Annotated in this window: 13 protein-coding genes and 1 pseudogene; 3 read left to right on the plus strand and 11 right to left on the minus strand. The window is 18.6% G+C overall.

The annotated features are described in order from the left end of the window. Window positions 1-142: 142 nt before the first annotated feature. Window positions 143-493, plus strand: coding sequence for a hypothetical protein (locus OC710_RS01480; RefSeq protein WP_004994579.1), 351 nt, complete (start codon window positions 143-145; stop codon window positions 491-493). Between the two features lie 1138 nt (window positions 494-1631). Here the strand turns inward: OC710_RS01480 and OC710_RS01485 are convergent. From OC710_RS01485 to OC710_RS01520, 8 genes are all read right to left on the minus strand, one after another. Further along, window positions 1632-2606: a hypothetical protein gene (locus tag OC710_RS01485; protein ID WP_004994578.1), complete on the minus strand. Its 975-nt coding sequence runs from the start codon at window positions 2604-2606 to the stop codon at window positions 1632-1634. Window positions 2607-4469: 1863 nt separating this feature from the next. After that, window positions 4470-5171: a hypothetical protein gene (locus OC710_RS01490; RefSeq protein WP_004994576.1), complete on the minus strand. Its 702-nt coding sequence runs from the start codon at window positions 5169-5171 to the stop codon at window positions 4470-4472. Between the two features lie 225 nt (window positions 5172-5396). Further along, window positions 5397-5801, minus strand: coding sequence for a hypothetical protein (locus OC710_RS01495; RefSeq protein ID WP_004994575.1), 405 nt, complete (start codon window positions 5799-5801; stop codon window positions 5397-5399). A 147-nt stretch (window positions 5802-5948) separates the two neighbouring features. Further along, complete coding sequence (locus tag OC710_RS01500) at window positions 5949-6683, minus strand: SVM family protein (protein WP_004994573.1); 735 nt, start codon at window positions 6681-6683, stop codon at window positions 5949-5951. Between the two features lie 1586 nt (window positions 6684-8269). Next, window positions 8270-8806 carry a hypothetical protein gene (locus OC710_RS01505; RefSeq protein WP_004994571.1) on the minus strand — a complete coding sequence of 179 codons (537 nt, stop codon included), beginning with the start codon at window positions 8804-8806 and terminating at the stop codon, window positions 8270-8272. Between the two features lie 933 nt (window positions 8807-9739). Next, window positions 9740-9868 carry a hypothetical protein gene (locus OC710_RS01510; RefSeq protein WP_304514972.1) on the minus strand — a complete coding sequence of 43 codons (129 nt, stop codon included), beginning with the start codon at window positions 9866-9868 and terminating at the stop codon, window positions 9740-9742. Between the two features lie 488 nt (window positions 9869-10356). Further along, entirely contained in the window at window positions 10357-10833 is a 477-nt protein-coding gene (locus OC710_RS01515) for a hypothetical protein (RefSeq protein ID WP_004994569.1), read from the minus strand. Between the two features lie 395 nt (window positions 10834-11228). Further along, the gene (locus tag OC710_RS01520; protein ID WP_004994567.1) at window positions 11229-11555 is read right to left on the minus strand and encodes a hypothetical protein; all 327 of its coding nucleotides are present in this window, start codon (window positions 11553-11555) and stop codon (window positions 11229-11231) included. An 811-nt stretch (window positions 11556-12366) separates the two neighbouring features. Here OC710_RS01520 and OC710_RS01525 point away from each other — a divergent pair. Next, entirely contained in the window at window positions 12367-12819 is a 453-nt protein-coding gene (locus OC710_RS01525; RefSeq protein WP_004994565.1) for a hypothetical protein, read from the plus strand. Between the two features lie 1358 nt (window positions 12820-14177). Beyond that, window positions 14178-14813, plus strand: coding sequence for a hypothetical protein (locus OC710_RS01530; RefSeq protein WP_004994562.1), 636 nt, complete (start codon window positions 14178-14180; stop codon window positions 14811-14813). Window positions 14814-15411: 598 nt separating this feature from the next. Here OC710_RS01530 and OC710_RS01535 read toward each other — a convergent pair. The 3 genes and pseudogenes from OC710_RS01535 to OC710_RS01545 all read right to left on the minus strand — a co-directional run. After that, on the minus strand, window positions 15412-15579 hold the full coding sequence (locus OC710_RS01535; protein ID WP_004994560.1) for a hypothetical protein: 168 nt from the start codon (window positions 15577-15579) through the stop codon (window positions 15412-15414). Window positions 15580-15762: 183 nt separating this feature from the next. Then, entirely contained in the window at window positions 15763-16131 is a 369-nt protein-coding gene (locus OC710_RS01540; protein ID WP_004994552.1) for an SVM family protein, read from the minus strand. A gap of 23 nt (window positions 16132-16154) precedes the next feature. Continuing rightward, window positions 16155-16474: pseudogene (locus OC710_RS01545) on the minus strand (effector); the annotation flags it as partial.

Raw genomic sequence — 16474 nt, forward strand, 5'->3', positions numbered from 1 at the left:
TCGAAAGAGAGTAAATTATGGAAAGCCGGATGCTTGGAAACTTGCTTGTCCGGTTTGGACGGGGGCTGATTGTAAATAAAACAGCAAAGATAAATCGCTGAATAAAACGCAATTAATCTATCCGTATATTTTATTAACATTAATGAAAATTTATAATCCAAATAATATTATTATGGCTGCGCCATCGCAAGAAGAAATCATTCAAGGAACTAGAATTGTTAATGTAACTGTAAGTAATATTAATGTTTTAAAAACACATCCTTCATTTGCGCAATACTTTGATTTTAATCAAACATGTCCTTGTTATAACAGTACTGTAGCAGAATTTTGTATTATGTGGAAAATTAAAAATCCACCTACAAATTTATTAGGTGTTTTTTTTGATGAAAGCACTAGAGATGATGAAGATGATAAATATTCTTTAGAAGAATTAAAATATATGGCTAATAATTCTGTTAATATGTTTATTTTTTGGGAACATAAAGAAAAATAATAATTTTTTTATTATCTTATCATAATAAAAATTTATTTTCTAAATTTTAATTTTATTTATGTTGAATTATTAAATAACATTAAGGAATTTAATTATAATCAAGAGAGGACTAAATATTCAATTATCCTAACCAATCACCAGTGCTGATAAACACTAAAAGGATAATAATGGTTCATTCCATGAAAGAATAGTTAATTACAGCAGTTCTTAAAAGCGGATTGTGATAAAGTAGTTATTCCAGATGATTAATCGCCGCATAATGTTAATCACCTTTATATAGCGAAATCTATCAATATTCATATTAAGAAATTGTCTCGGAAGCAATAGGAATATTTAAATTTAAATTAATATATATAAGATTATTTTTTCCTCTTTTTTGATATAAACAGGGGTTGTTTGGTCTGTAAATAAACTAATTTCGATTCTTATCGAGATCTTATTTTATAATTTTTAAAAATTTAATTTTTTAAAAATTATAAAAATTAAAGAATAACTTTATTTAGATTAAATATAAATATATTAAAATATCAAGTTTAACAATGTAACTGTATCTTAGAATGTTAAAATTTTTAATTATTATTAAAATTAAAAATTTTAAAATAGAGGTTGAAAAATATGATAAAAAATAATAAACCATTATGGTTGGTTAAATTTATTATTTAATTTTATTGAGACATCAATACAATATGATTAGAAATAATCATAATTTAAATTAATTCAGAAATTATTACAATTTATTAAAAAATATTTAATCAAAATAATGGCAATTTCAAATTGACAATTTTTATTCATAATAGATATGATTCTTTATATTATATTGTCCGCATATTAAATAAAATTAACCGAGAAATTAATATTTTCTCGGTTAATTTATTATTTAATAAAAATTTTATTTTTTATTTTTCTTGTATTTCATTAATTATTATTTGAGATATTTGTTGAGCTAAATATCCTCCATATTGTAAATCCATATTTCATCAGGTACTCAGATTATTTTTATTATCCTTACGGATAAATTTTTGCTCCTTCGAATACTAAAAAATCACTTTATTCTTGGAACTAATAAATTTAATCTCATTTGAATAGATATCAAATAAAAAAATCTTTTATATTAGTATATCGAAACTTTTTCTTATAATTAAGTAATATCATATAAACATTTAAGATCCGAGATAATTACTTGTTGATATTTTCGATTGTTTTCTTCATAATCTTCAGTTATTATTTGTTGATTTTGCGAAAGTTTTTTGATAATTAGTCTTTGTTCAAACAAATCTTGCTCTAATTTAGTAATTTTTGATTTAATAAGTGATATTTCATTAATAAATGATAATATATCGTTTTGAGTTAAATCTATTTTTTGAGATTTGTCAGGATAATTATCTTCATTTAACCATATCCATTCGGATTTAACTTTTTCTTGATGTAAAAGTTTTTGTTCTAATCTAGCAGCCCTATAAGGATTATGAACTGCAATTGCATGAATTGATGATTTTATATCCTCTAATAAATCTTTATTAGATTTAACAAAATTATTATTATTTTTATTCTCATTTAAAAAAGATTCCAATTTAAAATTTGGTTTCAATTCATTTATTTGTAAAGATTGACTATATATTTTTGTTTCTAACATTTTAAAACGCTCTTTTAAAGATCTAAATTTACAATAAACATCAAAATATTTATTAAGTTCTGCTTTATTTTTATCAATATAAGATTTTTTATTTTTTAAAAATTGATAATTTTGTTTATATTTACTACGAATTGAATTTATTTCGTACATTTCTCTTGACGTTAAATCATCAGGAATATTATCAGTATTTTCTAAAATATAATCTTTTATATTATTAAATCGTGCTGAAGTGATTTTAATTTTATTTATGCCATAACTAAAATGATTTTTCGAACCAAAACCGGATTTTGATTCCAAAATTGTTAGTTCTTCTTGATTATTACGAAGTTCTTCTTGATTATTATGAGAATTTTGAGAATCTTTATAATCAAACCATGATTCTTGCTCATTAAATTTATTATTAATCATTAAAATAATTAATCCTAAAGTAAAAATAATAATAATTATAAATTTTTTGGAAAATTTTTTCTTTAAATGCATTCAGTTAATGTTCTTTCTAGTTATAAATTCAATTATTTTTATTGTATGAAGTAAAATTTAAAACATTAATTTAATTCATGAATATATAAAATACTTACTATTATTATACAATTATTAACTGAAATTTTCATTTGAAAATAATATTTATTACAAATAAATTTTAATTAAAATTTATTTATATAAATAAAATATTTGCATTTTGATCTTTTATTATAATTTGTTTTCTGATATTTATTATAAAAAGTGCAAATAGCCCCCTATCTAAATCAAAAAAAACAAATTTGCCAGCATCCGAATGACCCATAATTTATCCTCTTCTTAATAATAACATTGTGTCACCACTCGTTAGTTGTTTATTAATTATTAAAATAATAAAATAATATAATTTTTATTTTGATCATAAAAAAATTTTCTTCATTTTGAAATAAGAATTTAATTTTAATAAAATTTTATTTTATCAAGATAAAAAAGTTATTTTTGATGATTTATCAACAGTATTTATCAACAGCATAAATATAATTATCAAAAAATTTTAATTATTTATTAAAGAAATTTAATTTACAAAATTGTAAATCTTTTTAATAAAAATTAAATTTTAAAAATTCTAAAAATTAATTTAACTTTTTTCAAATATATTAAAAAATTAAAATTTTTTTGGTTATTTATAAAAAAAATATAATTAAATTGTAACAAATATCAAAATAATAATTGATAATAAGCATTTTTCCAAAAACTGATTACAAAGAAACAAGTAATTTTATGAATGGTTTTGGTAATCACTTTTTTTAATATACAGTTTTTTTGAGCATAAGCTAGGAAATCATAACCTCAATCTTGAATAATTATTTAAATCTTTAATTAAGTCCAACACTTTTTTGGAAATAAATCTTCTTTAGTTAAAAAGCAAAGATATAAATTAAAAATTTTTCCAAAAAGATCAACTTTCTTAATTGATCTTGATCATAATTAACAGATTATTAATTTTAATACTCTTAGAGCAGGGTGAGTTAATCTTCTACATAATATAATGATTTGCAATAAACATTATTTATTTTTCCATAAAATATTTATTTACTAAATAAAATCTAATTAAATAATTAATCTTGTTTAGAATTTTTTATTATTATCATTAATATGATTTAAAATTCTTAATTAATAAGAAGTAAAATAAAATATTTATTACGCATAAAATAATTATGAAGTACATTCTACTATATTGTGGGAATAATAATTTCCATATTTGATTATTAATCAAATAAAGATTTTTTAAATATTGTTTCCATTAAGTTAATAATTTTTTTTAGAGAAAGTTAATTGTTGTTCAGATATTTTATTATAGAAATATATTTTTTTAACATTCTTTTGTAAAATATATTTTTGTTTTGTTGCATAAGATTCAGAAGTTTTTTTAGCTTCAGTTAAATCCGAGATAGCTTGATATCTAGTTGTAATGATTTATTCCCGATACCGATGACTTTATTTTTAGCAGTTTCTAAATTATTTTTATCAGTTTCTAAATTTTTTTCGAGTTAAACCATGTATTTCTTGATCTTTTTTGGCGATCTGTGGATTTAAATCTGTTTTGCCATGATAACTATTCTATTTAATTGATTTATGATTTGTAAACTTATTTATAATAATTTAATGAGTTAACTATATCCTTTTACAAAATTAAATTTTTTTAACTTTCTAAAATGCAAATAGTTATAAATAAAAATATATCCTCCGATACAAATAAAAAATAATTTCTTAATATTATCACCAAATAATAAATTTGGTTAATGATATCACAATGAATAAATATTGAGGAGGGGGGTGTAAACTTCATTATAATATACTCTCTTTGTATAAGAGATTCTTGCTTTAATTATTAAATATATTATTTTTTTGGTATAAATTATTGTAATAATATCTACCAAATCTTAAATTCCATTGTTTTATAGTTTCAAAATCAGCATCATTTATAATATCATTTATTGTTTCCCAATTTATATTATCTATATTTTCAGACATTGTATAGTCGGTACTTAAATTTAACATTTCATCTTTTTTTTGTAATGATAAATTATCTATATTGTTTTTATTAAATGCTATATATATTTGTTGCGGCGATAAATTTATAATTCGCAAAATTTTATTTAATAGTATTTTTTCATCATTATAAAGTTTATATTTAACAAAAATAAAATGAAGTTTTTTTATAGTTTCATAATCAGCATTATTTATAATATTATTTATATTTTCCCATTCCTCAGATACATTTAACATTTTGTCTTTTGTTTGTTTTTTTAATATTTGATATATTTGTTTCGGTGATAAATTATTTATATCTTCTTTATTTAATTCATTTAATATTATATATATTTCACGAGGAGATAAATTAATTATTTCCAAAGTTTCGTTTAATTTTCTTTTTGTATAAAAGAATTTTAATGCTCGTTTTAAAGGTGCTAATTGGGCATTTACTTCATCCTGGAACAAATCTATCGTTTTAAAACCTAACATAGCTGCACTAATTTGGGCCATTAACAAAGTATTTTTTAAAATATTTTTTACAAAATTCACTATTTATACATACTCCTTTATTTTTTTATTACACAAATTTATTAATAAAATAACATGATATTTAGGCCTCTTTAATACCCTAAAATCTTTATAATAATATGAATCAAAAAAGTTATAAATAAAAAAAATTATCTCACCAAAAACTCCCTCCTGCAAGGGAGTATTTGGATTAATAAATATGTTTTTTTATAATATTAACAACAATAAATATTTTATTAATTATTTTCAAAATTCTTCGTAAATACTTTGTGCTTCACTATTTATAAATGAATATTGTTTAATGAAATTATTTAATATTAAATCATCTTTTATGTACGCATTAATTTTTTCTTTTAATTCATTGATAATAATATCATTTTCTTTTTCTATAATAAGCTCTGAATCATTACTATCATATTGTAAATCGATGTATTTCTTTAATCTTAGAATTGTTTCATTAATTAAATCATCTAATTCTAAATTTGTTAATTTTAAATTGAATTTTTTCTCGAATTTTGCCTGAATAGAAAAATTTAATGCTGGATGATATAATTTTAAATCAAGTTGGTTTTTTGATTTTTGAGCTATTTTTTCAATAACAAAATCATATAATTTTAAATCCTTAATTTTATTGTTTAAATCTATAATCATTTCTTCAGTAATTGCATTATATAAATTGTTATAATTTGAATTTAAATGTGAAATGAATCTTTCTTGTAATTCTGGTATTACTTCATTTACTAATGGTGAGATTCCAGGTTTTTTGATTGATAATTAAAAAAAGATTTTAATATTTTTTCATTTTATGAATCCTAATTCTGATAAAATTGTTTGCATTTTCATTTCTTGTTCATTATAATTGATCAATTGTATTAAATTTTCATATAATTCACAAAGAATATTTTTTTTATCGTTGCCATCTGGTAATGTTTGTATTTCTTGTTCAATTTCTATCATACGATATCTTATTTTATGAATGGTATTTTGAATTTTTAATATTTTTTCTTCATTAGTTGGATTATTTTCAATTAAATTTGAATCACTTTTTTCAAAATTATTCGAATTTATGACTAAAGCTTTATTATGACTTGTAGTAAGCTCAATTAATTGTAGTAAATTTTTATTTAATTCAAAAAGTATATTCTCTTTAACCTTTTCGTCGGATAATTTTTTTATTTCTTGTTCTATGATTATTATTTGTAAAGCTTTATTATGATTTATAGTAAACTCCATTAATTTTAGTAAATTTTGGTTTAATTCATAAAGTATATTACCTTGAATATTTTCGTCTGGTAATTTTTTTATTTTTTGTTCTATAAATATTATTTGTTGTTTATTTATATCAATTAAATTTTTAATTTTTAATATCTGTTCATCAATACTTAAATGTTTTTTACTTAGATTTTGATCAATTGTTTCAGAATTACCCGAATACATAGCTATAACTTGATTCTGATTAGCTATCAATAATAATCCTAAAAAAATAAATAAAAATGATGGTAATAAAAATAATTGTTGTTTTAATTTAATCATTTAATTCAAAAAACCTCTTTTTTTATCTTATTTTAATCCTCAGATGAGGATCTTTTATTTAAGAAAATTAATTGGACAAAAAAATAATATTTATTACTCATAATTGGCTTCCCTATTTCAAAAAAATAATAATAAATTTTAAAAATTTTTTTTAAACAAATGATATTATTTTAAGTAAATCATTATATAATAAAAATTTTTTAATATATTATATTTCTAACAAATCATAAATAACAAAAAAAGTTAATTAAAAAACCAGAAAATAAAATTTAATTTTAGTTAAAAAACGATAATTTTTTTATTTTAACATATATTATTTTTTATTAAATGTTTTTTAAGTTTACACTCAATCTTTATTATACAATTATATTAATGAAACGCTAAATTAAAAATTATTGATTCATTTATTTTTCATTTTAAACTTATTCTATTTTCGTAAATAATAAACGTTTAACCAGTCATATTTTTATATCTTCTTTGATGAATAAGTATTTTTATTTTATTGAACTTCAATTTTTTTGTTTTTGTTTATTTTTTTTATTTATGTCTTTGATTATCCAAGACACAAATGAATATTTTTATGATTGAATATAAAATATACTTAATAACTATTTAATAATAGTTTTTAGAATAATTTTAAAATATAATATTCTTTTTTAAATTGCAAAATAATAATTTTTTGGAAAAAAATTTTAATATAATATTTATTTTTTTAATTAAATTGTTTTAAAATAAATATAAATTCTTAAATCGATTTACTTTTATTTTATTTTTTTAATTTTAATTTAATCAATATTAATATCATAATATTTTTACTATTTAAATGAAAAAAATTTAATCATAATCCAATTTATTTATATCATATTCCAAAAAGATTTTATATCATGACTTTAAAAAAACAAGTACCTAATATTATAGAAATATTTCTCTTTTTAATATAATTAATCAAAAAACTACTAATTTAAATAAAATAAAATTATTTATTTTTAGCAAAGTAAAAAGTAATTTTGATATAGTTGAAAATGATATATTTTTTTTAGTTCAAAAATTGTTCCTAATGTCATTTTTAATTATCTTATTTAAAAAAAACAAAAAAAGATCAACTAAGAAAGTTGATCTTGATCATAATTAACAAATTATTAATCGTAATACTTTTGGGGGGACGCAGCGCGAAGTCATTTATTATTTATTGGTGACAAGATTCCAGATTTTCGCTGATAAACCATCCCATACAAATCAAGTATATTAATAGACTATAGACTATTCGCTTATATTAATTTGCGATATAGGTTAGCTTATTACATTTTCTTAGTTTCTTAAGTCATTTCAGGTTTACCCTTAGAATAATTCAGTGGAGGCATCATCTTCTTGAATAACTACTTCGTCGCAACCTGCTTTTAAAAATAACTGTAATTTATTATTGTTTCCCTTAATAAACCAATAAACCATTCTTAGCTTTTTAGTGTTCATATCACTGTTTATTGGTTAGATAATACGATATTTAGATCTATTGGATAATCAGAGCAAAATTATGTTAGTTCCAAAATTTATATTTTTGATTCAATTTATTATTTAAAATTAATTAATTATAATATATTAAAGAATAAACTAAATAATTGTTTTCGATTATCAGCCATTTTAATTTGAATATCTTGTAATAATCCTAGCTGATATGAAGAAATATATGATGTTTGCATATCGTTACAAATCGAAAACATTTTTTGATTCATGTCAGAATATTCTTGGTCTAATTGTTTTATTTGTATTAAATTAAGTTCTAAATTAATTAATTTAATTTTTTGTTGTTTTAATTGCAATTGTTGATAAGTTATTATTTGTTCGTTTATTTGTCTTAATTGATTAAATAAATTAGATAATTGAGCATGTTCTGTATTTTCTAAAGAATTACTAATTATTTGATTTAATTGATTTGCTTGGAAAAATAAATTTTGTAATGGGTCGTTGTAATTTGTATAATAATTAGGCGTATCATAATATGTTAAATTGTGATTCATGGCTAAAATAATATTCTTATTCGAATTATAATAAAACAATAATCCTGCAAAAAATAAAAACAATAAATTAGTTTTTAATAAAAAGTTTTTTTGTTTTAAATAAATCATATTTTTATTAATTTTCCTTAATTAATTTTAATAATAAATAATAATAAAAATAAATTAAAAAAATTTATAAATAATACTTACAATATAATTGTACCTATTTTTAATAATATTTTTTAAATAATTAATAATTTTATTAATGAAAAATGGATCTTATTAATTAATCTAAAATAATAAAAATTAAAGTTTTATTTATATTAATAAACAATATATGAACAATAAATTTTAATATTATATAATATTTTAATTAAAAAGATTATTATAAAAGTTTCAATTAATTTATTTTTATGTTTATCAGGAAAATATACACGCATATATAATACTCTTGAATCCGATTTCGAATTATTTTATATATACTTCTTTACATTTAAAAGTAAATCATTTAATTTGATATATTTTCGATTTAAAATTTTTGTAGTTTTTAAATTTTTGCTAATATACAAAAATTTATTTAAAGACAACTTGTAGAAGATATATAGATATACTTCTATTTATATGATAAATGTTAAAGCGAATATTATTTTAATAATCATTATTTATTATTATAATTAGTTTTATTAATAAACAGAAATAACAAATATAAAATTAATAACATTATTTTTAAATTGATTAACTGTTAATTTTCACATAATAATATAATTTCATGATTTAATTTAATATTTAAAAATTTTTTTTTAATTTTATTGAATAAACCGGTTATTATTATAAATGCAAAAAGAGTTATAAAAATTTTATATATAAATTATTTTATATTATTGAAAAGGTAATATATAAAATATTAGAGAAATTACGCTGTACTTCTAATAATATTTTATTAATCTGCCAATAAACAAAAAAAAGATCAATTTTAAAGTTGATCTTTTTTTAAAGATAATCGAAAAAACTTTATAAACAAAGTTGATTCCATATCAAGAAAGACGAAATTAATCAAAATTTTCAATTATTAATAAGATTATATGGATAGAATATTTTCGTTTCAATATCAAAATTGGTATTTTTGATATCTATTACAAACAGCCCCCATCTAAACCGGACAAGCAAGTTTCCCAGCATCCGGCTTGCCATAATTTATCCTCTTTTGAACACTAAATGGACTTTAGTTGCAATAAATTACTGACTTCTTTCGCCCTATAAAGGTCGTTAACCTTCATCTTGGGAGGGCGATTAACTTAATTATTCCAAATTAAGTTTTACTCCTCCGACTACTAAAAAGTCGCTTTATCCTTGAGCCTAATTACTTTTATTTCATTATTAGTTAATTTAATAACTAGCTTTTAGGATTCTCCAAGTTACTCTAAATATCTACCTTAATCCGTTAGGGGAAGTGACCATTTACTAATGGTGAGATTCCAGGTTTTTAATTGATAAACTATCCAATACGGATCAAGTATATTGATAGTCTCTGGACTGCTCGGTTACAGTAGCTTGTTGAAGGTTAAATTACATTATTAAAAAGGATAATCCTATATAAAGCTTTTAAATGATAAACTATTTGTATTTTGTATATTTGTGTTTGATATTTATTTTATTCTTTTAATTCTTCTTGATAATTTTTAATTTTTTTCTGAATATTCCATTAATCTTTTACATTGATCTTCATAATTTTTAATTTCAGTTTCGATTTTGAATATTTGCTCTGCCCATTTTTTCTGTTTACATCTTAGTTTAAATAATTTATTTCTTGTCATAAACTTATTTTCTTTAATTAAGTTTTTTTTATTATTTATTTTTTGTTGTAATTCTTCTTTTTGAGAATTTAATAATGTAATTTTAAATTGAAAATCGGCATATTTTTCCGATTCTAATTCATTAATTAAATTTTGTTTTTGATTAAGCAAAATAGGAGGTGTGAGTTTTTTGTTTTTTGGCTCTTCATCATGCTTAGACGTTTTCTCTACAGAAGTAGATAATATTTTTTCCTTACCAATATTATCCATTTTTTTATAAAAAATAATGATAATTGCCATTATCAACAATAGTAATATAATTATAATAATCTGTTTTTTTTGGAAAAATTTTAATTTATTCATAAATATTAATGATCTTTCTAAACTATATAAAACTTATTTTTTCATATTTGATTAATTTTTTTTGTGTTAATTGGTAAATTTTAATTTCAAATATAAAATAATCCATATAATCAAAAAGACTTTATATATTTGAAAATTTATATAAAATAAACAACAATAAATATTAATCAATAATGAAATGTTATTAATTAATAACTTTAAATTTATTAAAATTAATAAAATTGTTGATAAATAAAAATAACTTTTATTTTTTAATTTATCAAAAATTTTTTAATTTAAAAAATATTACGAAAATATAATTGTTACTACAAAAGAATATTCAAAATATTAAAAAATTTTTAAATTTTATAAAATAAATAATTTTTTTTATAAAAAATTTTGATTCACAATATTATTTATTCTATTTTTATAGATGCTAAATGATTTAAAAAATCATATTTTTTTATTTTTAATTTTTTGGCATTTAATAAAGATTTTTTTTCAATTATTTCGGATTTTGTTATATTTTTTAGGGTTATCGATTCATGCTTTTGAATCTCATCGTTTAACTTTAAAACAATTATTTTTCTGATTGTTTTTAATTTAAAAATACTGTCTGGATGTATCACTTTTATAGCAAAAACTTGATTATTTTTAATATTTATGTAAAACGCACAAACTAAAAATATCCAAAAAATTAAAAAAATATTCAATAATTTGTTTTTATTAACATAAAAATTCATTTTTAACCTCTTTTTTGAAAAACAATTTATTTCCGATAAAATTTTATCAAATAAAATACAATTATTTTGAACAAAATTAAAATTTTTGATTTTAATTATAAAATTAAAAAATTAATTTTAAATTTTAAATAATTTCATATAATATAACTTTAATATAATAATAAAATTAATAATTTATATTAAATTTAAATATTAAAATAAATAATTATTATTTAATTAATATTGGATTTTGATATTGCTAATCGAAATTTAGTAAAAATTATCTAATTTATATTGAATAAATAAAATATATATTTCACATTTTTATTATCGATTAATAAAAATAAATAATACAATTCATCAATTTAATATAAAACTAATTTATAAACACATCAACCATATTCACTTATTTTTGATAAAAATCAAGACAAAATTAACTTTATAACAAAAACAAAAATAATTAATAAATATGATATATTTTTAAAATAAAAAATAAATTATAACAATTAATGTAACAGTAATATTATTTATTTATTATTTTTAATTTTAAATTATATAATGTAGATGTATTATGATTTAATATTTTATATTATTTCATATTATTAATTCAATGTTATTAATTTAGTTTTTATTATTATAAACCTATTAAAGTTGTTATTATTTGGATTAAATTAAAATATAAAAAATTATTATATTGATTAAATTTAAAAAAATATAGAATATTGGTTTTTTAAAACTAAACAAATTTTATTATATTAAAAATTTTTAAATTATTAATTAAAAAAATTTATAAATTATTTATATATTCAATTAGAAAGTTTTTTCAAAAAATATGAAATTAAATTCAACAAAAATTAAAATAAATATAATATTTAATTTAATTTGTTTGTGTATAATTTTTTTACTTTTAATATTGATACATAATCGTAAGTCTAATTTAGTTTATGCCGGTCAAATTTATTCAGAAGTTAAAAAAACAGATTCTTCGGAAATATTATTCGATGCTTCAGAAAAAAAAATCGAAATTTTAAGAGCAAAAATAGATAACCTATCAATAAAAAAAACTGAAATATCAAAAGAAATAGATATGATAAAACAAGCATTATTATCTAATTTAAAAATTAAAAATAAATCTAATATTAACGTTTCCCAAAATTTTTTAAGATTTCAAAAATCTTTATTAACAAACAAATTATATACTCTTAAACAAAATATAAATGAAATAAATTTAGAACAAATAGAATTAGAATATAAACTAAAAAAAATTATATTATTAAAAAAATAAAATAATTTATCTAAATAACCTTTTAAAATTAGTTTCACTTTAACTTAATAATAATTAAATAAAATAATTTATAATGAAAATATTTTTGTATTATTTTTTAAATCAAAAATAAGTATACATTTTATTTTTTAATTAAATCTCCAAAATAAATTCAATTAAAAAGTCTTTTTTCGAAGGTCTTTTTATTTTAATTTATATAATTGGATATAATAAAATTAATTTAGATTGTAAATAACAATATTATATTAGACGCATTCTTTCTCTTAATTAATAGTATTTATATTAAATTTAATAAATTTGAACATTTTTGTTAACTTTATATAAAAAAATATAATTAATTTTAAGTTAATTTTAATTTTTTCAATTTCGTCAATTATTGCGTTAACTTTATCTTTAATTTGGGAATTTTTTTCCTTATTATCTTTTATATCAAGTCGTTTTAATTTATCAATGCTTTGTTGTTTTGCTTCTCGTTGTTGTTATAACGATAATGTTGTTTGTTTTAATTCATCTATTCGAGATAGAATCAAAATTTGATATTCATTAAATTTATCTTAGTATCGATTAATAAAGTTGTTTTTTTTAGATAAATCTAAATAATTGTGCCGATTTGATTCTATTTTAGGAATGTCTTTGTGCACTCTTGTTAATAAATCAGATAATAATAAAGAAAGATGGTTCTCAGATTTTGTAAAACGATAAGTTTTAATTAGTTCTAATCTAGCAGCAGTAATTTTAGGTTTAATAATTATGTTATAATCTTTGATTTTTTAAGTTTTTGGAAGCACTGTTGCGGATACTTTAAAAGCTAAGAATTTTTGTTTTGAATAAAATGAGAAAGTTTTTTGATTTTATTGCTTTATTATAAACTTGATTAATCACAATGATCATTACTACTATAATTGTTATTACTAACAAAAAAATAACAATCATATCAGTAATTTTTTGGCAAAAAACTTTTTTATTCATGAATTTCTTAACTTTTCTGATAATATAGTAAGACTATTATCAAATCTGAAATTTCGAATATATTACCATTATATAACTTTAACAAGAAAATATTAAATAAAAATAGTTATTAAATTGAATTTAATAAATATTCATTCATGATCAATTAATAAAATTTAACATATTTTGATTTATTATTGTTTTGCGTAACGTGATGGGCACAGGTATAACTAAGATTTTTTTGCGGCATAATACCTGATAGTTAATTATTTATGAATATGTAATTAATTTACACGTTTTTTTAAATTTGACGTGGTTTTTTTAAAAACCTAAATATAAATTATTTTAATTTTTTATGTTAAAATTTTTAATAGAAATAAATTTTAATTAGAAATTAAATAATCTAACAAATGAATAAAAAGATAAATAAAAAAATATTAATAATATTTTTATTGCTTATTTATATTTTAATTATTAACAAAAATAACTTTTTAATATTCAATAATCTCAAAAATAATAACTTAACTCATATTTTTAAAACACTCCAAAAACAACCAAAATCTGAATCTAAAAAAGAAGATAATTTAAAAATTTTAAATAAGTATCATAATTTATTAAACTTTATAAAAAAAATTTATTTAAAATATCAAAATGAAATTAAAAAAATTAATAATAAATTAAATTTACATCAGAAAGATTATTTAATTTTAAATAAGGAATTGCATCATTATAAAAATTTAAAAAAAGTTTTTAATAAAAAAATAGATCAGATTACAACAGAATTAGATCAAAAAAAACAAATATTAATGAAACATAAAATTTATTCTTTTAAAAAAGCTTCTTTGATGATAGACGAACAACAGCTTCAAGAATTTAAACAAAAAAATGATGACATGAAGAAGATAATACAAGCAAAAAAAGAGCAAATACAAAATTCAAAAATAAAAATAATTGACTTAGAAAAATATAAAAATATTTATTATAAAATACTATATGATTTAAGTAAGTGTCAAAAAGGTTTAAATATCGTGTTTTCTAACCAATAATCAATGACAAATAAACACTAAAGAGTTAAGAACGGTTTCTTAAAGAAAACAATAACAAATTACAGTAGTTCTTAAAATCGGGTCGCGATAAAGTATAGTTAGTAAAGGCAATTATTATACCAAATAATTCTAAGAATAAGTCACAAATACCTAATAGGCAAAACAATGTAATCCGTAAACCTAGCTTACAAATCATTAAAACTGAACACTCCGTAATCTATCAATTATATTATTTAAATATTGGTTTATTGATTCAAAAAATGGAAATCTTATAGTTTTCACAGTGTTTAATTATAATACATCTACAAAAGTATTAAAATCTAAATAATCTGTTAATAATGATTAAGATCAACTTTCTTAGTTGATCTTTTTTTAAAAGACATAAAGATATATCTAAATCTTATCTTTTCTAATTTATTTGGTAAAAAAGTAATAATAATAAAAGCTTTATTATTGTTTTTTCAAAAACAAATCAAAATTATTTTTGTTTTGTGACTGTTTTTTTTATTTATTTTATTCCCTGATAGATCACAGATTTTATCTAATTTATATAAATTTTGAATATGATAACAAATACATTATCAAATTATTTTATATCTTAATCTAATGTTTTTTCTAATCGGTCAAAACTTTCATGCAATTCTCTAAAACTTTGGTGTAATGCTTTATCCTGATCTTTTTTTATAAAATAAGTAGGAGTACCAATAATTACGACCCAAATAATTAGAAAAATAATTTCTTTTATTAATGTTTTTAAATTGTTCATATTATGAAAACTCCTTTGTTTTTTTAGTTAATAAGATATTCATTTTTTATTAATAGAAATAAAAAAAGACTCTTTGTTTAAAGAAGTCTGATTATTTATATAAGTAAGTATGGTTAAATAAAAAAACCCTTTTGAAAAGGGTCTTATTATAAAAAAGATAATTTTTTTATGTTGATAATATTTTTAGTTTTTTTCATCATTTAAATCATTTAAAAGGTTTTTATAAGTTTTTAATTGTTCTTTTTGATTATCAATTAATTGTTTGTAATTTTCTTTTAATTTTAAGAGATTTTCTTTTTGATCATCAGTAATACTTCCTTGTAATCCTTTATCTATGTTTGTTATTTTGGTTGCATTATCATAAATTTTCTGTTTTAAATTAATTATGTTTTCTTCAATGGTAAGGTTATGATAAACAGGTTGTCTGCTACTAGTTTCTGGAAGTTTTGGATCCATTGCCATAACTGGATGAATATTGATTAACAGGAATAATCCTAAATAATTAATTAAAAATAATGGTAAAAGATATAATTTATTTTTTATTTGAATCATTTTAACTTATAACTCCTTTTATGTTATCCCTCAGCCGAGGTAATGTCATATAGTTTGTTTAGTTTATAAATAATTGAATCTTTATATTTTTTTTTGTCTATTTCATATTGTTCTTCTAATATTTTTTTGTAATTTTCAGCACGAGTTAACATATTTTGGTACATTATTCGGATCGCTTCTAAGTTTTGAATTTCGACATTTATTTTGCCAATTTCGCCAACTATTTCTGAAATTTCATCTTGGAGTTTTTTGATTTCTGCTTTGTTAGTTTTTCTATCAAGTTCTTTTTCTTTGGTTTCTAGTTGTTCTTCTAATACTAATTTTTGTTGTTCAAAAGATTTCA

Source organism: 'Vigna radiata' phytoplasma (assembly GCF_030586915.1).
Taxonomy (GTDB): Bacteria; Bacillota_I; Bacilli_A; order Acholeplasmatales; family Acholeplasmataceae; genus Phytoplasma; species Phytoplasma australasiaticum.